Here is a 25768-nt window from a genome sequence, read left to right as displayed (position 1 = left end):
AAACTATTCTGCGTAAAGTAAATATTTTTTGCGGATGGCCTTAAAGCGGGCCAGCCCTGGTGCCCAGCTTGCGCGGATTTCCGCTGCGGTTTTACCTGCTACCAGTTGCTTGCGCAATTGGGTGCCCCCAGCCAGCTTGTCGAAGAAAGGAGTGAAGAAGGTGGCTTTGTCTGGATATAACTGGTAGGCGGTGATCAGCCATTGCAATTGTAATTGGTGTCCGTATTTTTTATACACTTCGCCGGCATCTCCCTGCAGGTTGAAGCCGTAACAGCGTTGGTTTTGCAGGACGGGGGTTTTGGCTCCGGGCCTGCTTTCTGGGGTGAAATGATAACCTGCATCAGGAAATAGTGGTGAGCCAAATTGCTGAAAGGGCTTATCGGTGCCACGGCCTACGCTGATGGGTGTACCCTCGAACAAGCAGAGCGAAGGATAGAGATAGGTGGCGCTGGCATTGGGCAGGTTGGGCGAAGGCATTATTGGAATATCGTAGCGGGTATGGTGGGTGTAATGCAGGCAGGGTATCACCGTGAGTTCACATTGTTCGTGATGGGCTAGCCATTTTTCACCATTCAGCAGTTGGGCGTATTCGCCGGTGGTCATACCGTGAACGATGGGAATGGGCTGCATGCCTACAAAAGAGCGAAAGGCCGTGTCCAGGATGGGACCATCTACATAAGACCCGTTGGGATTGGGCCGGTCCAGCACCAGCAGGGGCTTGTGGTTTTCTGCTGCGGCCTCCATAAGCTCCTGGAGGGAGGAAATGTAGGTGTAAAAGCGGGCGCCTACATCCTGTATGTCAAAGATTAGTATATCTACATTGGAGAGGTCGGCGGCGGTTGCTTTGTGGTGGCCGCCATAGAGCGAAACGATGGGCAGGCCGGTTTTTTCATCGCTGCTGTTGTTCACTGATTCGCCGGCGTCTGCATTGCCGCGGAAGCCATGTTCCGGGCTTAATATCTTCACCACATTTACGTGCAGGGCCAGCAGGGAATCTACCAGGTGGGTAGGGCCTATGGTAGCCGTTTGGTTTACCAGAAGCGCCACCCGCTTGCCTTTGAGCAGGGGTAGGTAACTGGCGGTACAGGCCGCACCCGTAATGATGGTGCTGGACTGGGCGTTGCTATACAGCGCCAGGCTGCAACAGGCTAAGAGCAGGAGGAAGTATCGCATAGATGTAAAGGTCAAATTCCCGTTGGCAAATTCCAAATCAACAGGTGTATTCGCCAGGGAAAACATATGTTAGATACTGTTAATATGACAGGTATTCTGCCGCCCAAAAGCGTTGCTAATGTCATTTTTACTTACCTTGCGGATACATTAATCAACGATTTAAAATTTAATTATGCAAACAGTAAAACAGGGCGATACCGTGCGTGTACACTACCATGGCCGTTTGGACAATGGTAACACTTTCGATTCTTCGGAAGGCCGCGCACCGCTGGAATTTACGGTGGGTGCTGGCATGGTGATCAAGGGATTCGACAATGGCGTGATCGACATGAAGATTGGCGATAAAAGAACCTTGCACATACCCGTAGATGACGCTTATGGCCCGAAGAATCAGGAAATGGTGCTGGATTTTCCAAAATCCAATATTCCATCCGATATGAAGCCTGAAATTGGCATGGACCTTCAGATGAGCAATAATGAAGGCCAGGTATTCCAGGTGAAAGTAGTAGGTATTAACGAAGAGTTTATTACCCTGGACGCCAACCATCCGCTGGCAGGCGAGCCGCTGACGTTTGATATTGAACTCGTAGAGATCGTATAATTGCACTTTACCCATAACCGTTCCGCTTTACTTTTTTTGTTGGATTACCGGCAGGAGAGGTAAAGCGGAACTTATTTTATCCTCCCATGCATGCATGAAAGTGTAGACTGTGCCCGCTGCGGTGCCCATTTTGAATGTAAGGTGGGCAATATAACCCAATGTCAGTGCCAGGCCGTAACGCTCACCGATGAAGACCGTCGGTATATCCGTACGCAGTATGAAACCTGCCTGTGTGCAAAATGCCTGTTGGCCTTACGCAATGAGCGTAAGCATTTGCCCTGGTGGCTACAGGTGCAGCAGGCCTTTAAACAATTTGGTAAGCGGTGAAGGAACGGTAACATGCGTTATGCCTACCCTATAAACTACCGGGTAAGTATCCGGTATAATTTTACTATCATGTTTGAAAATTATGCTTATACAGTGGCGGAGCGCTTTCTGCGTTACGTTCAGATTGATACACAGTCCGATCCTTTAAGTGAAAGCTTTCCTTCCACGGAAAAACAAAAAGATTTGGGACGCTTGCTGGTGGCAGAATTGCAGGCGTTAGGAATTGTGGATGCCCATCTCGATGAATGGGGATATGTGTACGCCACCCTGCCAGGTAATACGCCTAAAAAAGTGCCGGTGATCTGTTTTTGTTCCCATATGGACACTTCCAGCGATTGCAGTGGCGCTCAGGTAAAGCCCATCGTTCATCATCACTATGCCGGCCAGGATATTGTGTTGCCCGATGATCCTGCGCAGGTAATCCGCACCGCCGATCATCCTTACCTGCTGCAAAAAACCGGCGACGACATCATTACCGCCAGCGGCCTTACGCTGCTGGGGGCCGACGATAAAGCCGGCGTGGCTGCCATTATGGATGCTACCTGTTTTCTGCTGCAACATCCGGAAGTAAAACATGGAGATATCCGCATTCTTTTTACCCCCGATGAAGAAGTGGGCCGTGGCGTGAACCACCTGGATATGCAAAAACTCGGTGCTCAATTTGGCTATACGCTGGATGGAGGAGAACTAGGCTCGCTGGAAGATGAAAATTTTTCGGCAGATGGTGCCAAGATCGTGATCGAAGGCGTAAGTGTACATCCCGGCACTGCAAAAGGCAGGTTGGTGAGTGCCATTAAAATTGCGGCGGAAGTGCTGGCAGCATTACCGGCAGATAGCCGTTCGCCCGAAACTACCGAAGGCCGGGAGGGCTTTATACACCCTGTGCGTGTAGAAGGCGTAGTGGAAAGGGCAGAGATCGATTTTATTATACGTGATTTTGATACACCTGCATTGCAGGAACATGCGGATTTCCTGCGGAGTGTATTGAATAAGGTAATGACCCGCTATCCCACGGCCAGGGCCACGCTCCAGGTGAAGGAGCAGTACCGCAATATGAAAGAAATATTGGACCAATACCCACAGGTGGTGGAATATGCCAGCATTGCTATGCGCAAGGCCATGATAGCCCCGGTGAACCTGCCCATCCGGGGTGGTACGGATGGCTCCCGGCTTTCTTTTATGGGCTTGCCCTGTCCTAATATTTTTACCGGTGAAATGGCCCTGCATGGCAAACAGGAATATGTGAGCATACAGGATATGCAGAAGGCCGTGCAAACGATTGTATACCTTGCCCAAACCTGGGAAGCGCACCTTTAAGGCGTTCGTATAGGCGGTCTCCTTTTGACTTTCCGCTAAAATAATTTGGGGCAAGCGACGTTTTTATTAGTACTTTAAATGCTTATTGATACTTTTGCAAGGCTAAACTGCATAACATGTTCCTGGGAGTTTTATCATTCATGATGGATACGCTTTTACAACCTAAAGCCGATACCGTGGCGCGTGCCACGGATGTTGCAACGGCAGCTGCCACGCCTCACCTAGACCTGCTCGAACTGCTCAAAAGCGGGGGTGTATTAATGATACCCCTGGGTGTACTGTCGCTCATTGCCGTGTTTGTGTTTGTAGAGCGTTACCTCACCATTACCAAGGCTGGCCGCTTGCAAAGCAATTTTATGCCGATGATACGGGATCATATTTCCAGTGGCAATATTGCTGCTGCACGCTCGCTGTCTAAAAATACCAATAGCCCTATTGCCCGTATGATAGACAAAGGTATACAGCGCATTGGCAAACCGATTGACAATATTGAAAAGTCTATGGAGAATGTAGGCAAGCTCGAAATTTATAAGATGGAAAAGAACCTTACCATTCTTTCCATCATTGCAGGCATTGCGCCGATGTTCGGCTTCCTGGGTACCATTGCAGGTATGATACAGACCTTTTTCAACATTTCCATTACTTCCGACATTACGCTGAGCACCATCGCTTCCGGTATTTATGTGAAGATGGTGACCTCCGCATCGGGTCTTATCATTGGTATTATTGCTTTCATCGGTTCCAGCTACCTGAATGCGCAGATTGATAAGGTGATTAATAAAATGGAAACGGCTTCCTCCGATTTTATCGACATTTTGCAGGAACCGACCGCTTCTCAACCTAACAAATTCTGATCATGAACCTGAGAAACAGCAGGCGTAAACGGGCAGTAGAAATGCACAACTCGGCGTTGAACGATATTTTGTTCATCCTGCTGTTGTTCTTCCTGATCGTATCTACCCTGGCCAACCCCAACGTGATCAAGCTTAACTTGCCCAAGGCCAAGACCAATACCAAGTCCAAGCAAACAGTGGTGGTGAGTATTAACGGCAACCGTGAGTTTTTCGTGGGTACTGCCAAGGTATCTTTCGATCAGCTAAAGACTTCGCTGATACCGGCCTTAAAGCGGGAAAACATTGACCCTACGATTGTGATCAATGCAGAAAAATCTGTACCGGTGGAAGATGTAGTGAGTGTAATGGAAGTGGCCCGGGAAATTGGTGCCAAGGTGGTACTGGCTACGGCCCACCCCACCAGCGGCGCGCCGCCCTTGCATGAATAACTTTTTCGCATTGCATAAAAAAAGCGGCGTACCTACCTGGTGCGCCGCTTTAGTTTTTAATGGCCAGTATCATGCGGTCTTTCCCAAAAATATCCTGCTTCAGTGTAACCCGGCTGAAACCGAGTGTAGTTAACAGTTCCAGTGTTTCGGGGCCTTTGGCTTCATTGATCTCGAAGAACAATTTTCCCCCGCTTACCAGTTTTTGCCGGGCCAGTATGCCAATGGCGCGGTAAAAGAGCAAGGCATCGTCGTTGGGAACAAACAGGGCCAGGGAAGGTTCAAAGTTTACCACCTGTGGCATCATGCCTGCTTTTTCTTCTTCCAAAATGTAGGGTGGATTGCTAACGATGATATCGAAGGTGGGCAATGCCTGGGTGGCTGCCGTATCGAGTGCGTTGAGCAGGTAGAAGTGGATGGAAGTACCCAGCCGGTGGGCATTTTCACGGGCTATATCCAGCGCGCCAGCACTAATATCTATGGCATGTATGGTGGCCAGGGGCAATTCTTTTTTCAGGGCAATGGGTATGCAACCGCTTCCGGTGCCGATGTCGATCATGCGTACCTCCTTACTGCCGGCGGCTTTCACTTCTTTTACTATCCATTCCACCAGTTCCTCGGTTTCCGGACGGGGAATGAGTACTTGCTCATTGACGATGAACTCCATTCCGTAAAACCAACTGCGGCCCGTTACATAATGAACGGGCTGCCCCTGTAGCAGGGCGGTGGTGGCGGCATCCAGCGCTTGCTCCTGCTCCGGTGGCAGGGATTGGTCTTTGTGCAGGATACGGTCTAATTTGGAGAAGCCGGTAATATGCTCCAGGATCATGTGTGCAATATTTTGGGCTTCCCGCGTTTCGTACAGCGGTTGCAGGGCTTGTGAAACCCGGGCAAAAGCGGCCTGAATGGTTATTGACATGCGGCAAATGTAAGGCTAGTAAGGAAAATCGCCGGCGAAACGATATTTTTGCAAACTTATCACATCATTTTTTTACATGGAAGAGGGCCGGGATAAAATTTTTATGGAGCGATGCCTGCAACTGGCACAGCTAGGGGCGGGGCATGTAGCGCCCAACCCCATGGTGGGTGCCGTGCTGGTACATGATGGCCGCATTATAGGCGAGGGTTATCATCGCCAGTATGGACAGGCACATGCGGAGGTAAACTGCCTTGCCAGTGTGCGCCCCGAAGACCGTGCATTGATCCCACAATCTACCCTTTACGTAAGCCTGGAGCCTTGCGCCCATCATGGCAAAACGCCACCTTGTGCAGACCTGATTGTGCGGGAGCAAATCCCGGCCTGTGTGATTGGTTGTGTAGACATCTTTGCGAAGGTGGCGGGCAAAGGCATTGCCCGGCTGGAAGCTGCCGGCATTCGCGTAAAGACAGGGATGCTGGAGCGGGCATGCCAGGAGTTGAACCGCCGCTTCTTCACCTTTCACGGGCAAACGCGCCCTTATGTGGTACTGAAGTGGGCGCAATCGGCCAATGGATTGTTGGGGGCCGCCGGCGGGCAGCCGGTGCGCATTTCCCACCCCGTTACCGATAGGCTGGTACATAAATGGAGAAGCGAGGAAGCCGCCATCCTGGTAGGCACCCACACCGCACTGACAGACAATCCGAGGCTGAATAACCGCCACTGGACAGGCGCTCAGCCCTTACGCGTGGTGATAGACCTGCACGATAAAGTGCCGGCTACTCACCAGGTGTACGACTCCTTGATCCCCACTGTATTTGTAAGCACCCGCGCCAAAGCAGGACAAGATCAGATCCTAATAAACGAAGGAGCGCCTTTGTTGCCGCAACTACTGGCGCAACTGCATGCACGCAGTGTTCAGAGTGTGCTGGTGGAAGGCGGCGCCTTCACCCTGCAACAATTTATCGACAGTGGCCTTTGGGACGAAGCCCGGGTAATTGTGGGAGCTGCATCCATACCCCAGGGAGTGCGTGCCCCGGTGCTTACCCAGGCCAGCCTGGAACAAACGCTGCCGCTGGAAAGCGACCAGTTATTTTTTTACCGCCATTGGTAACAAGCCACCCCGCAGTTCATGGAAGTTTATTTTACGATAGAAAAGACCGCCACGGCGGCATTCAAGGATAAGGGCAGCAAATTTATTTCCTACGCTTACCCGGTAAAAACCCCGGAGCAAGTAAAGGAGTTTTTGCAGGAGGTGAAGAAGGAACATCCTAAAGCCACCCACCACTGCTACGCCTACCGGCTGGGTACCGACGGCCTGGCCTTTCGAGCCAATGATGATGGAGAGCCTTCCGGTAGTGCGGGTAAGCCCATTTTAAACCAGATAGACAGTAAAGACCTGACGGACGTGCTGGTGATTGTGGTGCGCTATTTTGGCGGTACATTACTGGGGGTGCCAGGCCTCATCAACGCATACAAAACGGCTACCGCGCTGGTGTTGCAACTGATACCCGCCATGCAGAAAAATGTAGAGGCCACCATTACGCTGGACTTTGATTATACCATGCTCAATGATATTATGAGAATAGTGCGGGCGCACCACTGCACCGTAATTGCGCAAGACCTGCAATTGTTTTGCTCCATGAAAATTGGCGTACCGAAATCCAACCTGGAATTGTGCTTGCTGAAATTAAAAGATTTGCGGGGGGTAGAAGTGAAGGCAAAGTAGCAGCATCATCCGGCAAAGCGCTCACTCACCACCAGGTCTTTACTGCCCGCTGAATACTTATAAAATCCTTCTCCGCTTTTTACGCCCAGGTATCCTGCCGTCACCATATTCACCAGCAAGGGGCAGGGTGCATATTTGGGATTGCCGAAACCATCGTGCAATACCTGTAAAATAGACAGGCATACATCCAGTCCAATAAAGTCTGCCAGTTGCAGGGGGCCCATGGGATGGGCCATGCCCAGCTTCATTACCGTATCAATCTCCGTTATCCCGGCTACACCTTCGTACAGGGAATAAATGGCTTCATTGATCATTGGCATGAGTATGCGGTTGGCAATAAAACCGGGATAGTCGTTTACCACACAGGGTACTTTGCCCAACTGTTCGGAGAGGGCGACAATTTCCGCTGTTACACTTTTCGTAGTGGCGTACCCGTTAATTATTTCCACCAGTTTCATGACCGGCACGGGATTCATAAAGTGCATACCGATTACCTGGCCGGGGCGTTTGGTGGCGGCGGCTATGCGGGTGATGGAAATAGAAGATGTATTGGTAGCCAGGATGGTGGCTGCCGGGGCATGCTGGTCCAGCTCCTCGAAGATCTTTAGTTTCAGCCCTATATTTTCTGTAGCGGCTTCTACCACCAGGTGGGCCGCTGCCACGCCGGCAGCAATGCTGGTAAAGGTGGTGATGTTTTGCAGGGTGCTGTTTTTTACGTCTTCCGTAATGCCGCCTTTAGACAACTGGCGGTCCAGGTTTTTGGAGATAGTCTGCAAAGCCTTGTCCAGCGCAGGCTGCGACACATCGATCAGGTGAACGGAGCATCCATGCTGGGCAAATACATGGGCAATGCCATTGCCCATAGTACCTGCCCCGATAACGGCAATTTGTTTCATGGTGTATGAAAATGATTTAGAAAAGCAATATAACTATAAAAAAAATGAGCCATTCTCCACGCAGGAAAATGGCCCGTTTCTATTTTTTATCACCGCCCCGAGTATTGGCCGGAGGCTATGCTAATCATCTTTGTTCTTGAAATCGCCCCGCTTCCATGCCTGGATAAACTGGGCCCAGGCCAAGGGGTTAAATATATTTTGCGGGGGCGACTGCCCGGCGTAGTAAAGCGATTGTGCCTGGCGCTGGAAATAAGTGTTGGTGGCCTCGTGCGCATCTGCCGGCGTGAAGCGCGACAGGGCATGCAGCTTGGCCGCTTCGGTATTTTTACGGGCTATTTCGTAATAATCATCCGGTATATCGCCGTAAGCAAAGGCCCGGTCAAACTCTTCCCGGGTAGGGTAAGGGTGAATGATGGTAACCGGGAGGTAGGTAGTGTCTTCGGTAAGCAGTTGGATCACGGAATAATTGTTGCCAGGCAGGTTTTCGGGAATGTGATAGTCCACCTTCTTAAATCCAATGGCAGTAAATGCCAGCGTATCGCCTTTAAAGGCTACGATAGAAAACACGCCCTGGCTGTTGGAGATAGTACCCCGGTGCTGGCCCCTGATCACCACGCTTACTGCAGGAATAGCCCGGAGGCTGTCCGCAGTCATAGTAATGCCGGAAATTTGGATAATACTGTCCTTGAAAGCCGTGATCTGGGCTTTGAGAAACAGTGGAGAAAGTGTAAATAATAACAGTATGTAAATTTTCCTGAGCATCACCCCGCTAATATAGTGAAATGTTTAATCTGATTAATAACCGCTTATACAAAAGCAGGCCAGCACTTTGTGAAAATTGACGGCTCATAAAAAAATGGCATAGGAAACCTTCAAAAAGCCGCCGGTAAAATAATCTTCAATTAGGTTAACTTTGCTGTAGGAATATGAACTTTAACACGAAATTATGATAACGAAAGAGCAGATTTTACAGGCCCTCAGCAATGTGGAGGAGCCTGATCTGGGCAAGGATCTGGTGACGTTGAATATGGTGAAAGATATTGAGATAGCAGGTAATGACGTAAATTTTACGGTGGTGCTTACTACACCTGCCTGCCCTATGAAAGATCTGATCCACAATGCATGTGTGAATGCGGTGCATCACCTTGTGAGCAAAGATGCGGTGGTGAAAATTAAAATGACGGCCAACGTAGTAACGGGTCGCAAGGATGGTAAAGGGGTATTGCCCAAAGTAAAAAACGTAATCGTCGTAGCCTCCGGGAAAGGTGGCGTGGGTAAGTCTACCGTTGCGACCAATCTAGCCCTGGCCCTGGCCGAAGGCGGTGCCTCGGTAGGGTTGATGGATGCTGATATTTACGGCCCTTCTGTACCTATTATGTTCGGTGTGCGCGGCGAGCGCCCGATGATGGTAGACGTGGATGGTAAAGGCATGATCATGCCCATGGAGAAATTCGGCATCAAGTTCATGTCTATCGGGCTGCTGATAGATGAGCGGCAGGCGGTGGTGTGGCGCGGCCCTATGGCCAGCAGCGCACTGCGTCAGTTCATCACCGATGTGTATTGGGATGAGCTGGACTACTTAATCATTGACACCCCTCCCGGCACGGGCGATGTACACCTGACCTTGGTGCAAACTATTCCGGTAACCGGCGTGGTGGTGGTAACTACCCCGCAGGACGTAGCCCTGTCTGATACCAAGAAAGGGATTACCATGTTTAGTGGTGCCCAGATCAATGTGCCTATTCTCGGCCTGGTAGAAAATATGGCTTATTTTACCCCGGAAGAGTTGCCCAACAATAAATATTACATCTTTGGCAAAGACGGTGGCCGCCAGTTGGCAGAAGACCTGGAAATTCCTTTCCTCGGACAAATTCCGCTGGTACAAAGCATCCGCGAAGGCGGGGACGAAGGCATACCGGCCCTGGTGGGCAAAGAGCCTGCCACCCGCAGGGCCTTTATGGATATAGCCGGCAGCGTGGCCCGCAGTGTGGCCATGCGCAACGCCAACATAGCGCCTTCAAAGATTGTAGAGATCGTGGTGTAAAGCTGATGCTGCAATATATTTTGTGCTACCAATGTTCGAGGCGTTATGCCCGGATGTTGGTAGCATTTTTTATATATTTTCATAAATACTGCTACTAAAAAGTGAACATGGGCAGGCTTTGTAAATGACGGTGTATCAACGTAAACGGGGGCAGGGCAACCGGGCATCTGCTATCCGATATTTATATTATAAAATATTATATATATCATACAGATCAGCCGTGGTGGCGGCGTAATAGCAAGCTCTTCTATTGTATTGATCTTCAAATATTTCCCCGGTTTTTGTCGGGAAAAAAACAGAACTTTAAATCGATGACTGGTTTGCCTGGCCGGTATGTTATGACCTTATTCCATTTGGCGCAGGGATTACTTATTTTTGCGCCCCAAATACACTGCTATATGAATCGACAGGAACTTGTGCATACGATCAGGGAAAAACAATCTTACTTGTGTATCGGTTTGGATACGGACTTGCACCGTATTCCCCGTCACCTGCACGCGCATGCAGACCCAGTGTTTGCATTTAACAAAGCCATTATTGATGCCACCAAGGATTTGTGTGTATCCTACAAGATTAACACGGCCTTTTATGAATGCATGGGCATCCGGGGATGGGAAACGCTGCAGCGCACCATCGAGTACATTCCTGAAGGCATTTTCACTATTGCCGATGCCAAGCGTGGCGATATTGGCAATACCGCCACCCAGTACGCCAAAACGTTTTTCGACACTTTTCAATTTGACTCTGTAACGGTGGCGCCTTACATGGGCAAGGACAGTGTAACGCCTTTCCTGGAATTTTCCGGCAAGTGGGCCATCCTGCTGGGCCTTACATCAAATGAGGGGAGTGGGGATTTCCAGTTGCAGCGCATGGAAGGTGGGGAATATCTTTACGAAAAAGTATTAAGGGCCGGCACTTCCTGGGGTAGTGCGGACAACCTGATGTTTGTAGTAGGTGCTACCCAAACAGAACAGATGGCTCGCATCCGCGCCCTTGTACCGGATCATTTTTTCCTGGTACCTGGTGTGGGTGCACAGGGGGGCGATCTGGCACAGATTTCACAACTGGGGATGAACAAAGATTGTGGCTTGCTGGTGAATGTAAGCCGGGGCATTATCTACGCTGGTAATGGCGAAGACTTTGCTACGGATGCCCGCCAGGCCGCCCAGCAATACCAAACGGCCATGGCCGACTTGCTGGCCCGTACCACGCAGACGGTAGGCGTTTAACATTATCCTGATCGTATAACGGAGAAGCCTGGTGATTGCCAGGCTTCTTTGTTGTAAGGCAGTTTGTTATCTAGTATTTATTTGTGATCTTCATAAGGATTTCACGTTATCACAATCCTCCATTATGCAAGACTTGTTTCAGTCGCCCGACTACTTTGGCATAGATGAGTTGCTTACTACCGAGCAGCTGATGGTGCGCACGGTGGTGCGGGATTTTGTGAAAAAAGAAATATCGCCTATCATTGAAGATGCCTGCCAGCAGGCGGTGTTCCCGCAGCAAATTATTAAGGGTTTGGGCGCTGTGGGTTGCTTTGGGCCTACCATCCCGTTGGAATACGGCGGCGGGGGCATGGACTACATGTCTTACGGATTAATGATGCAGGAACTGGAGCGGGGCGACAGCGGGGTACGTTCTACGGCATCGGTGCAGGGCTCTTTAGTGATGTTTCCGATTTATGGTTTTGGCAACGAGGCGCAGAAGCGCAAGTACCTGCCCAAGCTGGCTACGGGTGAATGGATGGGCTGCTTTGGGCTTACTGAGCCAGATTTTGGATCTAACCCGGCAGGTATGCGCACGCATTACAAAGACGCCGGCGACCATGTGGTGCTGAATGGTGCTAAGATGTGGATATCCAATGCCCCTTTTGCCGACATTGCTGTGGTATGGGCTAAAGATGAGGAAGGCAAAGTGCGTGGCCTGATCGTGGAGCGGGGTATGGAAGGCTTTACCACGCCGGAGATCAAAGGTAAGTGGAGCCTGCGCGCCAGTGCTACCGGCGAGCTGGTATTTGACAATGTGAAAGTACCGAAGGAAAATATCCTGCCCAACGTGGTGGGCTTGCGCGGGCCGCTCAGTTGCCTGTCTTCGGCGCGTTTCGGCATTGCCTGGGGTGCTATTGGTGCAGCCATGGATTGTTATGACGCCGCGCTGCGTTATGCAAAACAACGGATACAGTTTGACCGGCCCATAGCAGGTTTTCAGCTTACGCAGAAAAAGCTGGCGGAGATGATCACTGAAATATCCAAAGCGCAGCTCATGAATTGGCGGCTGGCAGTATTGCGGGATCAGAACAAAGCTACGCCCGCGCAAATTTCTATGGCCAAGCGCAATGCCTGCGACACGGCCTTACACATTGCCCGGGAAGCCCGCCAGATTTTAGGGGGCATGGGCATTACCGGCGAATACCCCATTATGCGCCATATGATGAACCTGGAAAGTGTGATCACCTACGAAGGCACCCACGATATTCATTTGCTCATTACCGGGCAGGATATTACGGGCATCAATGCGATTTCCTGACAACTTTATGCTACCTGTTTTTCATCAAAAAAGACCGTACACATTGGTGGTGTACGGTCTTTATTTTTAAGCGAATGCCGGTATTAAGCGATTGCCTGCGACATTTTAACCCGCGCAGCTTTTGCGGCGGCGATCATGTTTTCCAGTGCGGCCTTTGTTTCCGGCCAGGCCCTGGTTTTGAGGCCGCAGTCGGGATTTACCCAAATGTTTTTAACGGGCAGCAAGGCGGCTGCTTTTTCCAGCAGTGCCTCCATTTCCGCTACAGACGGTACTCTGGGCGAATGAATGTCGTACACGCCGGGGCCTATTTCATTGGGGTATTTAAAGCCGGCAAATGCTTCCAGCAACTCCATTTGCGAGCGAGAAGTTTCGATGGTGATCACATCTGCGTCCATGGCGGCGATGTGGGCAATGATGTCATTGAACTCGCTGTAACACATATGGGTGTGTATTTGCGTTTGGTCCTGCACGCCACTGGCCGATATGCGGAAGGCCTTCACGGCCCATTCCAGGTAGGCGGCACGGTCTTGCTGCCGCAGGGGCAAGCCTTCTCGGATAGCAGGTTCGTCTATCTGTATAATAGCGATGCCGGCGGCTTCCAGCGCTACCACCTCATCGCGGATGGCCAGTGCTATCTGATTTGCCGTAACGGAGCGCGGCTGATCATCGCGTACGAAAGACCATTGCAGGATAGTAACCGGGCCAGTAAGCATGCCCTTCATCCACTGGCGGGTGTGGGACTGTGCAAAACTGCTCCAACGCACCGTCATATCTGCCGGGCGCCATACATCACCGAAGATCACGGGTGGCTTTACACAGCGGCTGCCGTAGCTTTGTACCCAACCATTGGTAGTGAATAAAAAGCCTGCTAGCTGTTCGCCAAAATATTCCACCATATCATTGCGCTCAAATTCACCATGTACCAGTACATCTAAACCTACTGCTTCCTGCCAGCGGATAATTTCTATTGTAGCTTGTTCCAGGGCCGATTCATATTGCGCCTGCGTAAGCTCTCCTTTTTTCCAACGCGCCCTGAGCTGACGGATATCTGCCGTTTGCGGGAAAGATCCTATCGTAGTGGTGGGGAATAAAGGCAATTTAAAGCGGGCATGCTGAAGGCGCTGCCGCGCTGCGAAAGGTTGGGTACGGGTGGCGTCTTGCTCCGTAAGTGCCGCTACCCTGTTCTTCACGGCAGGTTGGTGAATGCGAGTAGAGGTGCGGCGCTGCTCCATAGCTTGTTGGTTAGCGAGCAGCAGGCTGGTATTGCCTTCCAGGATGGCGTGCAGTTCGCTCATCTCCTGTAATTTTTGTTTGGCAAAGGCCATCCAGTTGCGCACTTCATCCGGCAGTTTTACTTCTGCATCGAGGTCGAAAGGTGAATGCAATAAAGAGCAGGAAGGGGCAATCATAACCCGCGCTGAGCCCAGTACTTCCACGGCACGTTGCAGCAATGTTTTTGATTTTTCGTAATCGTTTTTCCAGATGTTGCGTCCATCTATTACACCCAGGGAAAGGCTTACTTCCGCAGGAAGTGCCTGTAACACCGTTTCCAATTGCTGCGGCGCACGTACCAGGTCTATATGCAGGGCGCTCACCGGCAGGCCTGTTGCCAGTGCGGTATTATCACCCAGCGCACCGAAATAGGTGGTGAGTAATATCTTGATGTGAGGGCAATTTTTTTTGATCTCCGCATAGGCATAGTGAAACGCTTGTTGTTGCGCTTCGGTAAGGTCCATAGCCAGGAAAGGCTCGTCCAGTTGTACCCATTCTACCTGGTAGTCAGCCTGCAATTTATTAAGGATGTCTACATATACCGGCACCAGGTTTTTGATCAGATCTATCTTATTAAAGCCGGCTTCTTTTTCTTTCCCGAGCAGTAAATAAGATACGGGGCCAATGAGTACCGGCTTGGGTACATGGCCCAGGAAGTGGCGTGCAGCGCCGGTTTCGGCGAACACCTTGTTGGAAAAAATGCGGAAGGTTTGATGGGCTTTGAATTCAGGTACAATGTAATGGTAATTGGTATCAAACCACTTGGTCATTTCCATGGCTGTGATGTCCAGTCCATCGCGCTGGTAGCCGCGGGCCATGGCAAAGTAGAGATCTATCTCCGCATTGTTTGCCACGTCTGTAACCACGGGTGTGTAGCGGTCGGGGATAGCGCCCAGCAGCAGCGACATGTCCAGCACCTGGTCGTACAGGCTAAAATCGTTGCAGGGTACCAGGTCTACGCCGGCATCTTTTTGCAACTGGAGATTGGCTTCGCGCACCTGTGTGGCGGCCATGAACAAAGCGGAACGGGAAAGCTGGCCGGACCAATAACCTTCACAGGCTTTTTTAAGTTCCCGGCGAGGGCCTACACGGGGGTAGCCCAGGTTGTTTTTCAGCATACGCATAAAACTGGTTTAAAACATTAAATAAATTAATGTCCTTACGTTTGATGAGTATGCTTTCGGAAGTAAAAGACAGGAAAGGACACCACGGGGCGATGAGTAGGAGCTACCCGGCGCACGCGGTCCTGACGATTGCTTTAAACTGCGAAAGCATTAGTCCGTATTCAAGGTAAGTATCTGGCTTACCCGCTATGGAAGCGGGTTTACAGTTGCGCAACAGCCCGTGATTTGCACACGGTTCCTTTTTCCTACCGGGTATTACACCGGCAACCTGGAAGACGTTATTTTCGGTAAAGAACACCCAAAGTAAGTAAACTTGCAGGAGACGGGCAAGTAACTTTACAACATTTCTTATTGTGGCCGGGGCAGTATGCCCTTTTCGTACAGCACTTCCGCCAGTGCTGCTGCGTTGGTAAATACCACGCTTTCTATGCCCAATGCTTCGGCTGCGGCCACGTTGCGGGCATTGTCGTCGATGAACAGTGTATGGTGGCGGTCTATGTGGTAACGTTCCAGCAGCAGTTCATAAAAGGCCGGCGTGGGTTTGCGCATACCTTCCTGGCCCGATACCACGATGCCATCGAACCATTGAAGAAAGGGATAGTTTTCTAGCGCAATGGGAAAGGTTTCTGCGCTCCAGTTGGTGAGGGCGTAACAATGCAGGCCAGGCTGTTGTTTTAACTGGTGGAATAGCTCCACCGTTTCGCCGATGGGGCCTGCCAGCATTTCGCGCCAGCGGCCATAATAAGCGCGGATGGGTGTTTCATGTTGAGGATGCATTTTTACCAGCTGTTCCGTGCCTTCTGCCAGCGATCGTCCGGCATCCTGCATTTCGTTCCAGTCGGAGGTGGCTACGTGCGAAAGGAAGTGATCGATCTCTGTTTCTGTGTCAAAAATTTTACGGTACAGTAAGCGTGGATTCCAGTCTATCAGTACGGCGCCTAAATCAAAAATGATGGAGGTGTAGCGCATAGCTTATTTTTTATCGGTTTATTCTTCCAGGAGATCAGCGGCGTCTTCCAGTAGTTTCAGATCTACCGAATCGCTGCCGGCAATACCTTCGATAGAGCCTTTGATATGGGCAGCATTCAGCATTACCTTTTCGAGTTGTTTTTCGCGGGCTTTCCATATCTTTTCCATGGCTTCCCTTTCTTTAATGATAGAATTGCGCATGGCCAGGAAGCCTTCGCGGATGGCCTTCCATTGTTCGGCAAATTCGCCACTGGTCAGGTAGGCATAGAGCATGTGAACTTTATCGCCTTTATTTTCTTGCGTTTTCATGGCGGAAGATATCCGGATCACGCCATCGCGCAGTACATGGGCCAGGCTTTTTACTTCGGCGAAGGTGCATACCCAAACGCCTTCTTTTTCGCCAAAGCGTTCCAGTTCTTTGGGTAAGGTTTGGGTAACCAGCACGGCTACTTCAATGCCGTTGCCGCGCATATCCGCTTTCAGTTTTTCCACCCAGTCTTTGCCAAATTCCTTGGTGCGTTTGCTTTCATACATAATCTTTCCGCATTCCTGGCCATACTGGTTGCGTATTACCTGTATGCAGTCGGCCCCGCGCACGCCTTTGCCCACGGGTACTACTTCGTCGAAGGGGAAGGTGGCGCGCAGCATTTCTTCCAGCGCCAGTTCCTGTGCTTCGCCTTGTAGCTGCATGGAACCTTGTTCGGCTTTCTGCCGCATTTCTTCGGCCAGGCGGCGCTGGTCTTCAAATTTCTTTTCCATTTCGCGGAGGCGAAGCTGGTATTCGGTGTCTTTTAACTGGCTGCGTTCGGCTTCTTCTTTGCGGATGGCTTCAGTGAGTTGGTTGCGTTGTTCCAACAGGCGTTTTTGCAATTGCAGTTCCAGCTCCTGCTCTTTGTTCAGTAGCTCCTGTTCTTTTTTGAGGAATGCTAATTCTTTCTGGCGGGCGTTGCGCAATTTTTCTTCCATTTCCTGCTGGGATTGCTGTGCCAATTGCAGGCGATTTTCAAAGTCGCCCATCATTTCCTTGCGGATGGTTTCGCTGAGGCTTTGCTGCAGGCGGGATTTTTCGGTTTGGAGGCGTTGCTGCAGTTCTTGTTCCTGTTGGCTTTTTTGTAGTTCTATTTGCTGTCGGAGGGAAGCTACCTGGGTTTTTTCCGCCTGGAGGGCCTCCATGCGTTTGCGCCATTCCACTTCCATTTTACCGCGCATATCTTTTTCGATATCTGCGGCAAAGGCGTCTTCCATCACAAACTGGTGTTTGCAGCTCGGGCAGGTGATTGATGTTCCCATGTGATCTATGTTTTGTACGGCTGTAAAATAGCAGTGCAGTGCGCATTGTATCTGCGATGTGCAAAGGTAATAAAACTGCCATTGTGGGGGTGGATGCGGATATAAAAAAGGAAGGGTGGTGGCCCTTCCTGGAAATATGTGTTGATCAAAGATATGTTGCAGGCGGTTATTCGAGGTCGAGGTCTTCTTCGTCAAATTCGTAGAGCGGATCGTCCGGATCTGCGCCATCGTCCAGAAGTACGGAAAGCAGGAGGGCGTTTTTGGTAGTGTCGTGGTGAAGTACTTTGTATTCAATAAGCTGCCAGCCTTCAGCGAGGAGGGCATCGATTTGAGGCAGTTCGTTCACCAGCACAGCGCCCTGTTGATCGGGGCTGCCAGCCGGAGGTTGGATTTTGTCCAGCAGGAGTGTAACGATGATGATTTTCTGCATAAAAGCCTGGTTTTAGTGCCCGAATATACGATAAGGAGCGGAGGGTGCGGGTAAGAAAATTTTAAAAAAAAGAAGGCGGAGGCAACTTAAATTTGTCTATGTTGAAAATCCATGTATTTTTGCACCTCCTTACCAAATGCGAAGGTGGCGAAATTGGTAGACGCGCTACTTTGAGGTGGTAGTGCTCGAAAGGGCTTGGGAGTTCGAATCTCCTCCTTCGCACGAAAGCAACTAACGACCCGCTCTAAGAGCGGGTTTTCTGTTTTATGACCCTAACGGGGACACAGAAAATATAAGTTTGTTACCGATAATAGGACATTATAGTTGAAGGATCTGTTTTAACTGTTCCATTGCTAGGGGCTTTTGTGTTATGCTCCTGTTTTTTGGAGCAAATGACCGTAAAAAGCGCTTACTCATTATCATTTACCTGCAGGTGGGTCAACATGCCAGCATGACAATGGCACATCGTGACCAAAAGTGCAACCTGGGTGGGGCAACATCCCAGAATTGATGAATAAAAATTTTGGAAGACCTTCAAAATTGGTGGGTCAGCATCCCAGAATGGTGGGTGAGCATAAAACAGAATGATGGGTCAACATAAAACAGAATCTACAATCGTACTATAGAGAATGCCTTGTCTCTGTATTGGAGCAATGGGCCGGTCGAAGGAAATGTAAACAGGCTTAAAATGATTAAAAGGCAGATGTATGGAAGAGCAGGTTTTGAATTACTTAGAAAGCTGGTTTTGTTTGCACCGTTTTAATCACCAAAATTGGGGAAGAACCGAGTTCACCAGAATCTACAATTGCAATGCTTCATCAATGATTTGTCTAATCTTTTTATTATTCAATTGTGTCTTAAACTCAACCTTATATCCATCAATTGTTAGCTGATTAAAGAACACTCTTGCACAATCAATTTTTGCTAGTTCAATACCTCTCAATGAAGTTTGATTTTCTACATCCTTTGTTTCTATAATCACATTTAAAATCTTTTCTCCGTTATCCTTTTTAACTACATACATAAAATCGGGGCTATTTCAGCCTTAAAACGCTCCACATCAAAAGACCCATCAGCCTTAAAGCAAGAGGGGAAATGCTCCTTTAATACTGCCAACTGTTTACTGTTTACTGTTGGGTGTTGTGTTTTCGTTTTGTTGTTCTATATCTTTTATCATCTTCTTATTTTATGATCTTGCAAAAATTATTAAAGGTGCCATGTCTCCACTATCTGCCGCTTTCAATGCTTTTAAATATTTCTTTCTCTGGTCGCCCAGCTTTACCAGGTTTGCAGCCCCCCATGTAAACACTGTCAAACCAAACATCTTTTCAATAATTATATCTGCCATCAAACGGCTATGCCTTCCGTTGCCGTTGGGAAAACAATGAATGCATACAATACGATGCTTAAAGCGTATGGCAATTTCATCTGGCGGATAGGTGTTGTGCTCAGTCCAATATTTTGCATCGGCTAACAAATGGTGCAGGTCTGTTGGTATCTGCCATTTGTCAACACCAATGTTTTTATTTGTTTTTCTAAAATCACCCGCCCATGCCCATATATCACCGTACATTCTTTTATGCACATTTCTTACAAAGTCTTCCGTAAAGATTGCCTCCTGTTTAAACTTTCTTTTTAAAGTCCAGAGGATTGCCTGTTCAATATTCTGCTGTTCAAATTCATCCAGTTCGCCACGGGTAGCGATGGTGGCAATTTTCAGCCCTTCTTTTTCATCTTCGTCCAGCGGTGTTTGCCCGTCCTGATATTCCAGGTCTAATCCCATAATGTTTTGGGCATTTCGTTTTTAATTTCGGTTGCTCTTTCCTCTATTGCCTTTTCAATCCTGGCGCTTGAATTTTCCTGATCTTCCAATTTCATCGTATTGGAAGTGCGTAGCACAATTTGCCTTGCCAGCTCTTTTGCTTTTCTTTCGATCAATGCATCCAGCGAACCATCTTTGGGCACAAAGCCATAGATCAACTGCATATCTAAAGCGGCGGCAGTTTCCCGAAGAGATTTTATGGTAATAGCACCATCTTTTTCCCGCTGCTCCATTTCCTGCACACTTTGCCGTGTAATGGAAAGGCGGCTGCTCAACTGTTGCAGGCTCATGCCAATGGCAGTTCGTACCGCTTTAATCCAGCCGGTAGGCGGCGGAGCAATCTTTTGCAAGCTGTTATAAACCAGCATTTTATCATTCAGTTGCTGTATTTGTAATGATTTCTTAGCCATATTTGTAAGGTTATGTCCTGACCAATCAAAACAAATATAAGGAAATAGCCTGACAATTGTAAGAGGAAATGAAGGTTTTACCCTGACAGATTTAGCCTCCTTGTAAGAGGATTGGTAACTTAACTTTTTATTAAGATTCAGCAGGGGGCCATGTGTATGCCAGCAAACAGGGAGTTCCTCAAGGCGGCCCGCTAAGTCCATTCTTATCCAATATTATCCTCGATAAGCTGGACAAGGAGTTGGAAAAGCGGGGTCACCGTTATGTACGGTATGCAGATGACTGTAGCATTTACGTAAAGACCAAACGTTCCGGGGATCGTGTGATGGAGAGTATAACCCGTTACATAGAAAAGGAATTGAAGTTAAAAGTAAATGCTGAAAAGAGCAGCGTAAGACGTCCCTGGACGATGAAATTACTCGGCTTCACCTTTTATCATAAGAAGGGAGAGAAGGGAATTGGCATTCATAGCAAAAGCATCGTGGTTTACAAGGACAAAATCCGGGGGATTACAAGCCGAAGTAAGCCTTATGCGATGTCTCAGCGTATGGATCGAATTGGTCAACTAAATATGGGTTGGGGTCATTACTTCAAGCTAAGCGAAGCCAAATCGGTGTTTGAAGAACTGGACAAGTGGGTAAGAAGTCGTCTGTGTTTATGTTACTGGCAACAATGGAAAAGGGAACGAACGCGGGTGGCGGGGTTAATCAGATTGGGGATACCTCCCCATACGGCTTATCAGTGGGCAAACACACGCAAAGGCAAATGGCGTACGGCCCAGCGTCCAATACTTAAACGCGCTTTGAGCAACAACTACTTAAAGGAAGAAGGCTTTATCAGTCTACTAGACATAGTAAAGCCTTCCTTGAAAACCGTTAATGTTTAATGAACCGCCGTATGCCGAACGGCACTTACGGTGGTGTGAGAGGACAGTGAGGGAACTAATCCCTCACTTCCTACTCAATAAAACAAATTCGATGTGTAGAATTTTGTAGTTTTAAGCGGAAACTCATGCTATCATAATTTAATGTACAATGCGGAAGTGTGCTTTAATATTTCTCTTTTTATTTCTTATTACAAAATATGGATATGCACAAAAAATTGATAGGAAGTCTGTTATTAAACGACACGATATTTATCAAAACAGTTGCGACACTTTATCTGCTATAACCATTGGCAATGGAGGGTTTGCTTTCACGGCCGATGTTACCGGATTGCAAACATTTTATAAAGCCTATGCCCACGGAGTGCCACTCGGTACACAGTCGGACTGGGGATGGCATTCTTTTCCAAATACGAAAGATCTTACGATAGCACAAACTTATAAATACTATCCGTTATACGGCAAAAAAGACGTATCCTATTCCGTGCAATCTAACGAAGCCAGCGCGGCGGTTGAATATTTCCGGGTAAACCCCCACCGGCTACAGTTAGGCAATGTGGGGTTTGTGTTTTTGATGAAGAATGGAGATACCGCCACTTTAAAGGATATAAAAGATATAAAGCAGCACCTGGATATTTATAAGGGCTTATTGGAAAGTCAATTCACCGTGGAGGGTGTACCGGTAAATGTGGTGACGGTGGCCAACCAGGAAGCAGATGGTATTTCTTTTACAGTAGCATCGCCGTTAATAAAATTGCACCGGCTTTTTGTACGGGTAGCCTTTCCCTATCCTACCGGTAATTTTGAGGATATGGGTGATTATTTTCCCCCTACCGCCTCACAGCAATCTGCTTTCTATGGCAACACGCATAGCGGCGGCACCTTTAAACACAGCCTGGATACGACCCGTTATTATGTAAATGCCCACTGGAACCAGGATGTGGTGATGGATTCTTCCAGCAACTTTTATTATATCAGGCCTAGGAATATCGGGAAGTCTAATCGATTTGAAGTTAATTTAGTTTTTAGCCCGACAGAAATAAATAATAAAGAACTTTTTGACAAAGTAAAGGACCATAATATTATGGCCTGGAAGCGTTTCTGGGAGTCTGGCGGCGCTATAGATTTTACGGGAAGCACGGATAAGAGGGCGTTTGAACTGGAGCGCCGCATTATACTTTCCCAATATTTAACAAAGGTCCAGTGTGCAGGAATTTATCCCCCGCAGGAAACCGGGCTTACTTACAACAGTTGGTACGGCAAGCCTCATTTGGAAATGTACTGGTGGCATGCTGCGCATTTTGCTTTTTGGGGAAGGCCACAACTGTTGGAGAAAAGTTTTGATTGGTTTATTACGGTAGCCGGCAAGGCAAAAGCTATCGCCAGCCGGCAGGGTTTTGACGGTGTGCGCTGGCAGAAGATGACCAGTCCACAGGGCGATGAATCGCCGGCTTCTGTAGGGAATTTCCTGATCTGGCAGCAACCGCATTTCATTTATCTCGCCGAGTTGTTGTACCGCACCATGCCCCAAAAGGCCGCCATGCTTAGCAAGTATGGAACGCTGGTAGCTGCCACGGCGGATTTTATGGCATCGTTCGTAGTATATGATACGGCTACACATCACTATAATTTAGGGAAAGGACTTATTCCGGCACAGGAATGTTTTAATCCTTTTGACACTTACAACCCACCCTATGAATTAGCTTATTGGAGCTGGGCTTTAAAGGTTGCACAGGAATGGAGAGTGAGAAGCGGGCTACCGCGCAAACAAGCCTGGGACGATGTGATAAACCATTTATCGCCCTTGCCCCAGCAAGATGGTTTGTACCTTGCAGCGGGCAATGCTACCGACAGTTACAGTGACGCAAGCCATTATACCAAAGACCATCCTGCGGTGCTGGCTGCATTGGCCACCATACCGGTTGCTAACGGATTGGACACCGCTATTATGCATCATACCTTCGACACCATTAATAAAGTATGGCATTGGGAAACCACTTGGGGCTGGGATTATCCTCTCATGGCGATGACGGCCACCCGGTTACAACTGAAAGATCAGGCCGTGGATATGCTGATGCGGCATGTGCAGAAAAACACCTACCTGCCCAATGGGAATAATTACCAGGATAATACGCTCAGGATTTATTTGCCGGGCAACGGTGGGCTGCTTTCCGCGATTGCATTGATGTGCGCGGGCTACGATGGCTGTCCCGTTAAAACACCGGGTTTTAATAACCAAACATGGCGGGTTAAATGGGAGGGATTAAATCCTATGCCATAGCTTTTGATTAAATAAGCAAGGCTTTTTTTAAACTATATTATTCATACGATCGCTGTTGCAGCACAAACAAAACGCTTTAGAAATCAATGACAATATTGGGGAATAAGATTGGTCGGATTTTATCATTATCCATCGCATTATCAGGGACCTTACCTGCGCAAGCCCAACAAATTACAGCACCAGCAGAATTGCGGATAGATCTGTTGTTGCATGCAGACAAAGTGTGGAAAAACGGGTTGGAGGTGAAGCAAAGCTTAGCAGCCGCCGCGCAGCAACCCGATGTTTATCAAACAGCCCGTATCGCTAACGAGCAGCCGTTGTTTTCCTGGGTAATCAATGGCGATGCGCCCGGCGCTTATCAAACAGCCTATCATATCCTGGTAGCCTCCACCGCCCAGAAGTTAGCAGCTGGTATTGGAGACGTGTGGGACGCTGGCAAAATATTATCCGGCGATCAACTTGGCATTGCGTATAAAGGCAAAGCACTGCGTCCAAACACGGTGTACTATTGGAAAGTAAAAATATGGGACAACAAGGGAATGCCAACAGCGTATTCCAAGGGGGCTTCATTTCTTACCGATAGTATCTTGAAATCTTATCAGGTGCCTTTTACGCCATTAGTAAAATCTGAGCAGGAGCCTATCCTGGAAAAACAATTGAGTAATGGAAACAGCTTCTATGATTTTGGAAAGGATGCTTTCAGTCAGTTGTTCCTGGTGGTGCAAGCAGGCGTTGGGCAGGATACATTACGCGTGCATGTGGGGGAAGCGTTAGATGCGAATGGACATGTGGATAGAAGGCCGAAAGGTTCCCTGCGTTATCAACTATTAAAAATTCCTTTAAAGCAGGGAAAGTATCCTTACTATCCTGAATTTAAGCCAAGCAGGTATAATACAGGTCCCAGGGCTATTCGCATGCCCGGATATATCGGCGAGGTATTTCCTTTCCGGTATGTGGAAATAGAAAAAACGGGAACAGATATCCAGGTGATGAACCCTGGGCGTTATGCGGTACACTATATTTTTAATGATAGTGCTACCATATTTCAAAGTGCAGATACCGTGTTGAACAGCGTTTGGGCGTTGAGCAAATACACCATGAAGGCCACCAGCTTTACTGGTTTTTATGTGGATGGAGACCGGGAGCGTACGCCTTACGAAGCGGATGCACTGATTAACCAGTTGTCGCACTATGCCTCGGATGCGGAGTATAATATGGCCAAGCGATCATTGGAATATCTTATTTATCATGCTACCTGGCCTACAGAATGGTCCTTGCAAAACTTGCTGATTGCCTGGAATGATTATATGTATTCGGGGGATATCCGTACCGTAAAGGCGCTTTATGAAGCATTGAAGCCCAAAACCTTGTTGGCATTGAGCCGCCCGGATGGGTTAATCAGTACCCGTACCGGAAAGCAAGACAGCGCCTTTGCCAAGTCCATTCACCTGATAGATTTTGATGGTAAAACGGTGATGCGGGATATTGTAGACTGGCCGCAGAAAGGCGGGGTGGGTTTAGCGCCCACTGCTATTGGAGAAACCGATAATTTTGAATTTACCGATTATAATGCCGTGGTGAACGGATTTCATTACCAGGCCCTGGTGTGTATGAAAAACCTGGCAGCTGCTTTAGGGAAAAAGGAAGATGTGGTATTTTATGAACAGCAGGTAGCAAAAGTAAAACAAGCATTTCAGCGCAGCTTTATCGATCCTGCATCGGGGCTTGTAAAAGATGGGGAAAGCACAACGCATGCTTCCTTGCATGCCAATATGATAGCGCTGGCTTTTGGCTTAGTGCCGCCGGAAAACAGGGAGAAGGTGTTATCTTTTATGCAGTCGAGAGGAATGGCTTGCAGCGTATATGGTGCACAATTTTTAATGGACGCGCTGTATGATGCCAATGACGCTGATTACGCGTTAAAGTTATTAACGTCTACGGATATACGTAGCTGGTACAATATGATCCGCACCGGCTCCACCATGACAACGGAGGGCTGGGATATGATATACAAAGGCAACCAGGACTGGAACCATGCCTGGGGTGCGGCACCGGCCAATATTATTGTAGAAAAATTAATGGGGGTAACGCCTTTGTCACCTGCTTTCGGTAAGATTGAAATAAAACCTCATGCCGGAACATTGCGCCATGCATCTTTACAACTGGCCACTTTAAGAGGAGCTGTAACAGTGCGCTTTGAGCAGCAGGATTCGTCATTCCGGCTGGAAACCCATTTGCCATTCAATACCAGCGGCGTAATTTATTTGCCCCGCCGTGCTGCATCCGATGTGGTTTTTAGAAACGGTAAAAAAGTGACAGCTTCGCCAGCAGGAGAATTTTGGATGTTTAAGGACGTGCGTGCAGGGAAAGATAATTGGACGGTTCAATATAATCAGCCAAAAAATGCCGGTTATACCGTGCAATAGTTTTCAACAGTGTAGTACAATAAAAGCACGGGCGATGACACCTTTCATGACA

General features: G+C 48.6%; 24 protein-coding genes, 1 tRNA gene, 1 pseudogene and 1 riboswitch. Of the genes and pseudogenes, 15 read left to right on the top strand and 11 right to left on the bottom strand.

Annotation, left to right across the window (positions count from 1 at the left end; translation table 11 throughout):
- Nucleotides 1-3: 3 nt before the first annotated feature.
- Nucleotides 4-1173 carry an exo-beta-N-acetylmuramidase NamZ family protein gene (locus GA0116948_RS09070; RefSeq protein WP_089711752.1) on the bottom strand — a complete coding sequence of 390 codons (1170 nt, stop codon included), beginning with the start codon at nucleotides 1171-1173 and terminating at the stop codon, nucleotides 4-6.
- 172 nt (nucleotides 1174-1345) lie between these two features.
- Between GA0116948_RS09070 and GA0116948_RS09065 the strand changes: the two genes are divergently transcribed.
- From GA0116948_RS09065 to GA0116948_RS09045, 5 genes are all read left to right on the top strand, one after another.
- Complete coding sequence (locus GA0116948_RS09065) at nucleotides 1346-1774, top strand: FKBP-type peptidyl-prolyl cis-trans isomerase (RefSeq protein WP_089711296.1); 429 nt, start codon at nucleotides 1346-1348, stop codon at nucleotides 1772-1774.
- 90 nt (nucleotides 1775-1864) lie between these two features.
- Nucleotides 1865-2101, top strand: coding sequence for a cysteine-rich CWC family protein (locus GA0116948_RS09060; protein ID WP_089711295.1), 237 nt, complete (start codon nucleotides 1865-1867; stop codon nucleotides 2099-2101).
- 69 nt (nucleotides 2102-2170) lie between these two features.
- Nucleotides 2171-3418: a peptidase T gene (gene pepT, locus GA0116948_RS09055; protein WP_089711750.1), complete on the top strand. Its 1248-nt coding sequence runs from the start codon at nucleotides 2171-2173 to the stop codon at nucleotides 3416-3418.
- A gap of 116 nt (nucleotides 3419-3534) precedes the next feature.
- On the top strand, nucleotides 3535-4272 hold the full coding sequence (locus GA0116948_RS09050) for a MotA/TolQ/ExbB proton channel family protein (RefSeq protein ID WP_089711293.1): 738 nt from the start codon (nucleotides 3535-3537) through the stop codon (nucleotides 4270-4272).
- Nucleotides 4273-4274: 2 nt separating this feature from the next.
- The gene (locus GA0116948_RS09045) at nucleotides 4275-4700 is read left to right on the top strand and encodes an ExbD/TolR family protein (protein WP_089711291.1); all 426 of its coding nucleotides are present in this window, start codon (nucleotides 4275-4277) and stop codon (nucleotides 4698-4700) included.
- Nucleotides 4701-4749: 49 nt separating this feature from the next.
- Here the strand turns inward: GA0116948_RS09045 and prmC are convergent, their stop codons facing one another.
- Entirely contained in the window at nucleotides 4750-5616 is an 867-nt protein-coding gene (gene prmC, locus GA0116948_RS09040) for a peptide chain release factor N(5)-glutamine methyltransferase (protein WP_089711289.1), read from the bottom strand.
- Nucleotides 5617-5692: 76 nt separating this feature from the next.
- On the opposite strand from prmC, the gene ribD reads away from it, so the two are divergent.
- Complete coding sequence (gene ribD / locus GA0116948_RS09035) at nucleotides 5693-6727, top strand: bifunctional diaminohydroxyphosphoribosylaminopyrimidine deaminase/5-amino-6-(5-phosphoribosylamino)uracil reductase RibD (protein ID WP_089711287.1); 1035 nt, start codon at nucleotides 5693-5695, stop codon at nucleotides 6725-6727.
- An 18-nt stretch (nucleotides 6728-6745) separates the two neighbouring features.
- The gene (locus GA0116948_RS09030) at nucleotides 6746-7342 is read left to right on the top strand and encodes an IMPACT family protein (RefSeq protein ID WP_089711285.1); all 597 of its coding nucleotides are present in this window, start codon (nucleotides 6746-6748) and stop codon (nucleotides 7340-7342) included.
- Between the two features lie 5 nt (nucleotides 7343-7347).
- Here the strand turns inward: GA0116948_RS09030 and GA0116948_RS09025 are convergent, their stop codons facing one another.
- Both GA0116948_RS09025 and GA0116948_RS09020 read right to left on the bottom strand, forming a co-directional pair.
- Nucleotides 7348-8238 (bottom strand): 3-hydroxyacyl-CoA dehydrogenase family protein, encoded by an 891-nt coding sequence (locus tag GA0116948_RS09025; RefSeq protein WP_089711283.1) that lies wholly within the window; start codon nucleotides 8236-8238, stop codon nucleotides 7348-7350.
- 120 nt (nucleotides 8239-8358) lie between these two features.
- Nucleotides 8359-9000: a carboxypeptidase-like regulatory domain-containing protein gene (locus GA0116948_RS09020; RefSeq protein ID WP_089711281.1), complete on the bottom strand. Its 642-nt coding sequence runs from the start codon at nucleotides 8998-9000 to the stop codon at nucleotides 8359-8361.
- Nucleotides 9001-9184: 184 nt separating this feature from the next.
- Between GA0116948_RS09020 and GA0116948_RS09015 the strand changes: the two genes are divergently transcribed.
- The 3 genes from GA0116948_RS09015 to GA0116948_RS09005 all read left to right on the top strand — a co-directional run bounded on the left by GA0116948_RS09015 (nucleotide 9185) and on the right by GA0116948_RS09005 (nucleotide 12811).
- Nucleotides 9185-10282: an Mrp/NBP35 family ATP-binding protein gene (locus tag GA0116948_RS09015; RefSeq protein WP_170876078.1), complete on the top strand. Its 1098-nt coding sequence runs from the start codon at nucleotides 9185-9187 to the stop codon at nucleotides 10280-10282.
- Nucleotides 10283-10680: 398 nt separating this feature from the next.
- A complete protein-coding gene (pyrF, locus tag GA0116948_RS09010; RefSeq protein WP_089711747.1) occupies nucleotides 10681-11511 on the top strand; it encodes an orotidine-5'-phosphate decarboxylase in 831 nt (276 codons plus the stop codon).
- A gap of 124 nt (nucleotides 11512-11635) precedes the next feature.
- Complete coding sequence (locus tag GA0116948_RS09005) at nucleotides 11636-12811, top strand: acyl-CoA dehydrogenase family protein (protein ID WP_170876077.1); 1176 nt, start codon at nucleotides 11636-11638, stop codon at nucleotides 12809-12811.
- 83 nt (nucleotides 12812-12894) lie between these two features.
- Here GA0116948_RS09005 and metE read toward each other — a convergent pair whose 3' ends face one another.
- From metE to GA0116948_RS08985, 4 genes are all read right to left on the bottom strand, one after another.
- On the bottom strand, nucleotides 12895-15207 hold the full coding sequence (gene metE, locus GA0116948_RS09000; RefSeq protein ID WP_205686104.1) for a 5-methyltetrahydropteroyltriglutamate--homocysteine S-methyltransferase: 2313 nt from the start codon (nucleotides 15205-15207) through the stop codon (nucleotides 12895-12897).
- Nucleotides 15208-15355: 148 nt separating this feature from the next.
- A riboswitch (cobalamin riboswitch) is annotated at nucleotides 15356-15494 on the bottom strand.
- Between the two features lie 61 nt (nucleotides 15495-15555).
- Nucleotides 15556-16176 carry an HAD family hydrolase gene (locus tag GA0116948_RS08995; RefSeq protein WP_089711275.1) on the bottom strand — a complete coding sequence of 207 codons (621 nt, stop codon included), beginning with the start codon at nucleotides 16174-16176 and terminating at the stop codon, nucleotides 15556-15558.
- Nucleotides 16177-16194: 18 nt separating this feature from the next.
- Nucleotides 16195-17466 (bottom strand): DUF2130 domain-containing protein, encoded by a 1272-nt coding sequence (locus tag GA0116948_RS08990; protein WP_089711273.1) that lies wholly within the window; start codon nucleotides 17464-17466, stop codon nucleotides 16195-16197.
- A 166-nt stretch (nucleotides 17467-17632) separates the two neighbouring features.
- Nucleotides 17633-17896 carry a hypothetical protein gene (locus GA0116948_RS08985; RefSeq protein ID WP_089711271.1) on the bottom strand — a complete coding sequence of 88 codons (264 nt, stop codon included), beginning with the start codon at nucleotides 17894-17896 and terminating at the stop codon, nucleotides 17633-17635.
- A 138-nt stretch (nucleotides 17897-18034) separates the two neighbouring features.
- On the opposite strand from GA0116948_RS08985, the gene GA0116948_RS08980 reads away from it, so the two are divergent.
- Nucleotides 18035-18118, top strand: a tRNA-Leu gene (locus tag GA0116948_RS08980).
- A 400-nt stretch (nucleotides 18119-18518) separates the two neighbouring features.
- Nucleotides 18519-18659, top strand: a pseudogene (locus GA0116948_RS21035) (transposase); the annotation flags it as partial.
- Between the two features lie 36 nt (nucleotides 18660-18695).
- On the opposite strand, the gene GA0116948_RS08975 reads toward GA0116948_RS21035, so the two are convergent.
- The 3 genes from GA0116948_RS08975 to GA0116948_RS08965 all read right to left on the bottom strand — a co-directional run bounded on the left by GA0116948_RS08975 (nucleotide 18696) and on the right by GA0116948_RS08965 (nucleotide 20128).
- Entirely contained in the window at nucleotides 18696-18920 is a 225-nt protein-coding gene (locus GA0116948_RS08975) for a restriction endonuclease (protein WP_205686103.1), read from the bottom strand.
- 162 nt (nucleotides 18921-19082) lie between these two features.
- Nucleotides 19083-19679, bottom strand: coding sequence for a mobile mystery protein B (locus tag GA0116948_RS08970; protein WP_089711269.1), 597 nt, complete (start codon nucleotides 19677-19679; stop codon nucleotides 19083-19085).
- Nucleotides 19670-20128 (bottom strand): mobile mystery protein A, encoded by a 459-nt coding sequence (locus tag GA0116948_RS08965; protein ID WP_089711267.1) that lies wholly within the window; start codon nucleotides 20126-20128, stop codon nucleotides 19670-19672. Before GA0116948_RS08965 ends, GA0116948_RS08970 begins: the two co-directional genes overlap by 10 nt.
- Before the next feature lie 152 nt (nucleotides 20129-20280).
- Between GA0116948_RS08965 and GA0116948_RS08960 the strand changes: the two genes are divergently transcribed.
- The 3 genes from GA0116948_RS08960 (at nucleotide 20281) to GA0116948_RS08950 (ending at nucleotide 25716) form a co-directional block, all read left to right on the top strand.
- Nucleotides 20281-21012 (top strand): reverse transcriptase domain-containing protein, encoded by a 732-nt coding sequence (locus GA0116948_RS08960; RefSeq protein WP_089711265.1) that lies wholly within the window; start codon nucleotides 20281-20283, stop codon nucleotides 21010-21012.
- Between the two features lie 148 nt (nucleotides 21013-21160).
- On the top strand, nucleotides 21161-23290 hold the full coding sequence (locus tag GA0116948_RS08955; protein ID WP_089711264.1) for a hypothetical protein: 2130 nt from the start codon (nucleotides 21161-21163) through the stop codon (nucleotides 23288-23290).
- Between the two features lie 242 nt (nucleotides 23291-23532).
- Nucleotides 23533-25716, top strand: coding sequence for an alpha-L-rhamnosidase-related protein (locus GA0116948_RS08950; RefSeq protein WP_240619189.1), 2184 nt, complete (start codon nucleotides 23533-23535; stop codon nucleotides 25714-25716).
- Nucleotides 25717-25768 lie beyond the last annotated feature (52 nt).

This window comes from Chitinophaga costaii (assembly GCF_900094705.1).
In the GTDB taxonomy this organism is placed as follows: domain Bacteria; phylum Bacteroidota; class Bacteroidia; order Chitinophagales; family Chitinophagaceae; genus Chitinophaga; species Chitinophaga costaii.
This window is presented reverse-complemented; position numbering and strand designations above follow the sequence as displayed.

Excerpts from the sequence above, each read along its gene's own strand:
- pyrF (WP_089711747.1), top strand. The coding sequence starts at position 10,681 with ATGAATCGACAGGAACTTGTGCATACGATCAGGGAAAAACAATCTTAC.
- GA0116948_RS09065 (WP_089711296.1), top strand. The coding sequence starts at position 1,346 with ATGCAAACAGTAAAACAGGGCGATACCGTGCGTGTACACTACCATGGC.
- GA0116948_RS08995 (WP_089711275.1), bottom strand. The coding sequence starts at position 16,176 with ATGCGCTACACCTCCATCATTTTTGATTTAGGCGCCGTACTGATAGAC.
- ribD (WP_089711287.1), top strand. The coding sequence starts at position 5,693 with ATGGAAGAGGGCCGGGATAAAATTTTTATGGAGCGATGCCTGCAACTG.
- GA0116948_RS08970 (WP_089711269.1), bottom strand. The coding sequence starts at position 19,679 with ATGGGATTAGACCTGGAATATCAGGACGGGCAAACACCGCTGGACGAA.
- GA0116948_RS08975 (WP_205686103.1), bottom strand. The coding sequence starts at position 18,920 with ATGTATGTAGTTAAAAAGGATAACGGAGAAAAGATTTTAAATGTGATT.
- GA0116948_RS08990 (WP_089711273.1), bottom strand. The coding sequence starts at position 17,466 with ATGGGAACATCAATCACCTGCCCGAGCTGCAAACACCAGTTTGTGATG.
- GA0116948_RS09015 (WP_170876078.1), top strand. The coding sequence starts at position 9,185 with ATGATAACGAAAGAGCAGATTTTACAGGCCCTCAGCAATGTGGAGGAG.
- GA0116948_RS08965 (WP_089711267.1), bottom strand. The coding sequence starts at position 20,128 with ATGGCTAAGAAATCATTACAAATACAGCAACTGAATGATAAAATGCTG.
- GA0116948_RS09045 (WP_089711291.1), top strand. The coding sequence starts at position 4,275 with ATGAACCTGAGAAACAGCAGGCGTAAACGGGCAGTAGAAATGCACAAC.
- GA0116948_RS08955 (WP_089711264.1), top strand. The coding sequence starts at position 21,161 with ATGCGGAAGTGTGCTTTAATATTTCTCTTTTTATTTCTTATTACAAAA.
- GA0116948_RS08985 (WP_089711271.1), bottom strand. The coding sequence starts at position 17,896 with ATGCAGAAAATCATCATCGTTACACTCCTGCTGGACAAAATCCAACCT.
- pepT (WP_089711750.1), top strand. The coding sequence starts at position 2,171 with ATGTTTGAAAATTATGCTTATACAGTGGCGGAGCGCTTTCTGCGTTAC.
- prmC (WP_089711289.1), bottom strand. The coding sequence starts at position 5,616 with ATGTCAATAACCATTCAGGCCGCTTTTGCCCGGGTTTCACAAGCCCTG.
- GA0116948_RS09060 (WP_089711295.1), top strand. The coding sequence starts at position 1,865 with ATGCATGAAAGTGTAGACTGTGCCCGCTGCGGTGCCCATTTTGAATGT.
- GA0116948_RS09020 (WP_089711281.1), bottom strand. The coding sequence starts at position 9,000 with ATGCTCAGGAAAATTTACATACTGTTATTATTTACACTTTCTCCACTG.
- GA0116948_RS09030 (WP_089711285.1), top strand. The coding sequence starts at position 6,746 with ATGGAAGTTTATTTTACGATAGAAAAGACCGCCACGGCGGCATTCAAG.
- GA0116948_RS09070 (WP_089711752.1), bottom strand. The coding sequence starts at position 1,173 with ATGCGATACTTCCTCCTGCTCTTAGCCTGTTGCAGCCTGGCGCTGTAT.
- GA0116948_RS09050 (WP_089711293.1), top strand. The coding sequence starts at position 3,535 with ATGTTCCTGGGAGTTTTATCATTCATGATGGATACGCTTTTACAACCT.
- metE (WP_205686104.1), bottom strand. The coding sequence starts at position 15,207 with ATGCGTATGCTGAAAAACAACCTGGGCTACCCCCGTGTAGGCCCTCGC.
- GA0116948_RS09025 (WP_089711283.1), bottom strand. The coding sequence starts at position 8,238 with ATGAAACAAATTGCCGTTATCGGGGCAGGTACTATGGGCAATGGCATT.
- GA0116948_RS09005 (WP_170876077.1), top strand. The coding sequence starts at position 11,636 with ATGCAAGACTTGTTTCAGTCGCCCGACTACTTTGGCATAGATGAGTTG.